General features: G+C 46.1%; 2 protein-coding genes. Both read right to left on the bottom strand.

Annotated features, from left to right (window positions below; all coding sequences use genetic code 11):
• A partial coding sequence (locus ACLFWI_RS27120; protein WP_446415511.1) for a DUF6603 domain-containing protein occupies positions 1 to 3,129 on the bottom strand: 3,129 nt, incomplete at its 3' end.
• Complete coding sequence (locus ACLFWI_RS27125; protein WP_446415512.1) at positions 3,126 to 4,358, bottom strand: hypothetical protein; 1,233 nt, start codon at positions 4,356 to 4,358, stop codon at positions 3,126 to 3,128. The genes ACLFWI_RS27125 and ACLFWI_RS27120, both read right to left, overlap by 4 nt.
• Positions 4,359 to 4,726: the final 368 nt, after the last annotated feature.

The following is a 4,726-nucleotide window of genomic DNA, read 5'->3' on the forward strand; positions in this document are numbered from 1 at the left end:
GGCTTCTGGGGGGGCGATGAGGGTGGAGATGCCGAGGAGGTTGAGTTCAAGGCGGTTGCCAAAGGCGATGGTGAGGAGGGCGAAGGAGTCAATGATTTTGAAGGAGGTGAATCTTATGCCGACGGCTAAAAAGATTTCTCCGGTTGCTGGGGGGATGTATTGTTTGAGGCTTTCTAGTTTTTGGGTGATGTCGGGTTGACCTAGCCCCCCCTGCCCCCCAACACTCGCAGGGAAGGGGGGAGTTTGGCGAATGGCTTCTTGGATGAGGGGGAATTGGGCGATTTGTTCGATGGGGGGGAGTTTGAGGGTGCGGTTGTAGCCAAATCCGGCGGCGAGTCCGGTGACGAAGAAGAAGGCAGGTCCACCGATGGGGTAGTCTAGGGTGGCGTAGATGAAGAGGGAGGGGTGCCCGTTGAGTTCGGTGTAGGAACCGATGGCGGAGATGGTGAGTTCTTCGGTTTTGATGATGGCGGTGCCGTCGTATTCTTCGTATTTTTTGCCGTCTTTTTCGATTTCTTTCCTTAAGAAGGCACCGCCGATTTCTAGGGCGCTGCTGCTTCGGTAGTCGATGCCGATGCCTTTGAGGTTGAATTTGGGGTCGAATTTGGTGAGGGGGGAACCGATGGAGAGTCCGTCGAGGGAGAGGGTGAGTCCGGCGGCGGAGAGGGCAGCGTCGAGGAGGAACCAGAGGGCGGCGTCTTGGTATTGGATGCCGACTCGTTCAAAGTGGACGGGTCCGAAGGTTTTTTGGAGGGTGAACCATTTGGTGTTGTCGGATACGGATGTATTGGGAGAGGGAGGAGGTGATGGTTGATTGGGGTCTGGATTTGGTGGAGTGGTTCCTGAAACTGGCAACGCTAATGTTTCAGTGGTGTTGCCGAATTTTATCTGGGCGGCTACGTTTAAGCCTGCTTTGATAGAAGACTGCTGAGTACCTGTTGAGGTTAAATCTGGGTTTTTGAGTTGAGGTAGTGGGGTTACGCCTTCAGGAATTAACGGTGTAAAGGCGTCTAAATCTGTCTGGTCAAATAGTTTGGAAGCGAATAGGAGTTGTAAGTCATCGACACCGACTGTTTGATTTGGGGGGAATTCTTTGCCCACTAGGGGCAGGTTGGAGAGGTTGATGTTAGCACTGATGTCGAGTCCGAAGAGGAATTTAGACCCTTCAGTAGCTTTGCTATAGGCAAATAGAGCATCTTTTAAATCAATTTTGATATTTTTTGGTACATATTGAGCAATATTGGAAGAAATGTTACCAATCAACTGCCGTACAGCTATACTGCGTGCCTCTTGGCTATGGTAGTAAGTTGCCAAGAAATAATTGCTAGTGCTGTTGTGCAAAAAGATGAGCTTGAATTGGAATTCGGCGATCTTTGCGATGCCAGAAAGGGTGAATTCGTAGTGTTTGTTACCTTGGCTGTCGGCAACCTGCTGAACATGAACTGTAATAACAACTTCCAACCATCCATCTTCTACAGGTAAGCCACCTCCAATAACAAAGTCAAAAACTTTTTGGGTTGTATTGAAATGAATCGAAAGGGTATCCAGTCGGATTTCGTAAAGGAACTCTGGCAGCTCAACTTCAAACCCGTATTCTAGATCGGCTAGAACATTGCCCAATTCGATCGACTGCCCCTCAGCCAAACCCCCTTTGACATCCCAGCCTCCTGTAGTACTGTAGGTAGCCGTCATAGAAAGCGCCGCACCGCCTATTCCCAGAAAACAGCTCATTAGGGCATTGGTCTGTTGGTTAGCTGAGGTATAACTGAGCCGCAACTCGACGGAATCTAAACTGAATGTTTTCTGATTACTAAGCGTAATTGACCACAAATCGGTTACGCTCGCCCATAATTCATAGTGGTGACTGGGCTGTACCAAGATGTCAAATTCGTAAATTCGCAGAGATGGCGTGCGATCGCTGGAATCGTGCAGGAAGTAATGCATCAGGTCACTTAGAGTAACCTGGGAATAGCTATCTAAATAGCCTCGTAGAGTAATATCTTGCGACGATGACGCAGCAACCGACAGAATTAATAAACCGCCGCCAATTTGGATGCGTCCTTCAAGATAAGCTGACAAATTGGCAACACTAAAGGGCGAGCGCAACCCCACCGTAACGGAAATTTCCTGTAGCCTTAGCAACGGCTGCCCCGATGGAGTCTTCAGCAAATCCCAAGACTTAGCTGACTTGAGGCGGAGAGCCACATTGGTCAACTTGGTCGATGCACTGGGATTCACGTAGAGTGTTAGCTGAGTCAGTTTAATGATGTTCTCTAACTTAAAGTCGCCAAATGACAGAGTATTGAGTCCAATGGAGTTTGTTAAAGCTTTAATCTCATCTAAGGCAGCATCAATTCCCTGAGTCAAATCTGCATCAACTCTGATGGATGTTGCAGCATTATAGATACTAGCAACCAGAGGAATTGATCGAGGCTGACCTTTTGCCGTAAACTGGATACTGCTGGTAAATTCAAAGAAAATTCTGGGTTGAGCGAGTGTTTCATCCCGCAACGGAGGCTGCGCTTGACTAATCAGTCGAAGGGTAATTGGCCCCAAAGAGAAAAACTCAAGATTCGTGCCGCTGCGGACTGAGGTGTTCAACTGCATGATGGGAACGCCATCTTGCAGGGTAGTAATTTGACCTGCGAAGACTGATTCAGTACTGCCAATCAAAAATAGGAATAAACCCAGGCTGCTGGACAGATTTAGTTTGCCATTGAACCATAAACCCGTACTGATAGTTGCTATGGTTTGGGATGCTAATTGCAACCTGGCATTGTCAAAAAGTAGCGCTTCACCCAGCGTATATTGCAGCGTAGGTAAACTGTTGTAGAGTTTCCAATTTGCGCCACCTTGTGCAGTGAGAACAAGCTGAACAGGATCGCCAGCGGTGAATTGGGCTGTGAGGGTCATGCCTTTAAATAGTGCATTGCCACCTGTTCCAGTAAATGATATTGTGTTACCGTTCTCCTGTTGATTGGTGACTGGATCGAGGATAAAATTTTCACTTGCCAGAAACGCATCGAACTGTTGGGTAACGGATGGCGATTGAAGAGAATCGATTGGTAGGTCTAATCGATGATTGCTCGTGTGCGTATTCAGGAGGCTCAGTAGTGTTTCCTTGTTCATGGATCACTCCTTCTAAAACGAACAATACTGATGTTGCCATGCCCATCATTCTGTTCCTTGTAATCGTAGTCGAGGACACCATGAGTTCCGGTACACGAGATCATACGATGCGTTTTTCTGCTCCCCACCTCATTATGGTCAGGGGTGACTGTCTTCCGCTTTTTTTTGTTTTTGCCTGTTGAAGGCGCGTATACAGCAGGCACAAACCACCAGCAATTGATTTCAAAATTATTTCTTCTAACCAACCTAAGTGCACCATTAATGTAGTTGTTGATAGTTTCCCAACGTGGGAGTTTGAGGGATTGACCGCTGTCATAAGCTGCACTTACAGCAAGATATTGAGGGTTAACGCGACCAATGAAATTAATATTCTTAATCGGCTGAGGCTTGTTTGTATCCCCCAAGTACGATGACGATGTATTATAGCTAGCGTGATGACCTGCGTGTAGTAGTTCGACATTTGAAATAGTAGCGCCATATTTATCGAGCAAAAACTTTTCTGTATGGTAAGTCCCGTCGCCCATAAATAAAAACTTTTTATCGCCATAAATGATCAAGGTCACGATACTACCGCGATTATCGTCTGAACTGTTATCCTTTACACCCGCCGCATATGCTCCAACATTACTCGCTAGAATATAAACACCGCATTCTTTATGACCGTGTGGAGCAGTCCCATCCAGAACTTTGACAAAATGTCTGGTTGCGGCTACAAGGGATGTCTTATTAATTTCAGCAGTGTTTGCTGCTGAATCAGGGATAGGATTATCATTAATTGTTTGGCTTTTGTCATTGATCGTGATAGCGTATGTATGTATAGGTACAAGTTCATTTGTTAGATAATGAGCTGCTGACCCCTCTTCATAATCATTAATCTTTCCACTGTGATAAAGTGCATCAATCTGGTTTATCCGAGGTGTACCGTCAGCCAAAGTATGGTTAAAAATGCTTTTCAATTCGTTGCAGTGATCCTTATCTGCATGGGTTAAGATTAATACATTGATTGTCTGATTAGTTCCCAGAAAACAGTTGTCAAAAACAGTGTGAACTGCCCTTTCCCGTAATTGTGCAGGGATGCCTGGGGGGTTAAAGAAATTGCCATCCCACCGTGCTGTTCCACAATCGATCACAACGACATTACCATTTGGGCAAGTGATCAGGATGTTATCTCCCTGACCCATTTCGTTATAGGTAATATGTAGCTTGCCATCACCGCGAGTGCAGGGCATAAATAATTCTCCATTACATCTAGGTGCTGATATCTAATAAACAGTTATAAATTTAGCGTTTACTTAGAAGATTAAACTTGTAACGTAATCGCTTGGTTCTAGGGGATGGGATTGGGAGTGCGATCGCGTTTGGTATCTAATTGTCTCATTGGTTCATATTCCTTTGACAGATAAGCTGGAATGTAATGCTGGCGGTGGTTGGAGAAGTTGGGGATTGGGGATGCGATCGCGTTTGGTATCTAATTGTCTCATTGGTTCATGTTCCTAGAGAGATAAGCTGAAATGTAAGGCTGGTGGTGGTTGGAGGAATTGGGGATTGGATGTGCGATCGCCTGGTTCTAGGGGAAAGGATTTGGATGTGCGATCGC

Source organism: Coleofasciculus sp. (assembly GCF_046539235.1).
Lineage (GTDB): Bacteria > Cyanobacteriota > Cyanobacteriia > Cyanobacteriales > Coleofasciculaceae > Coleofasciculus.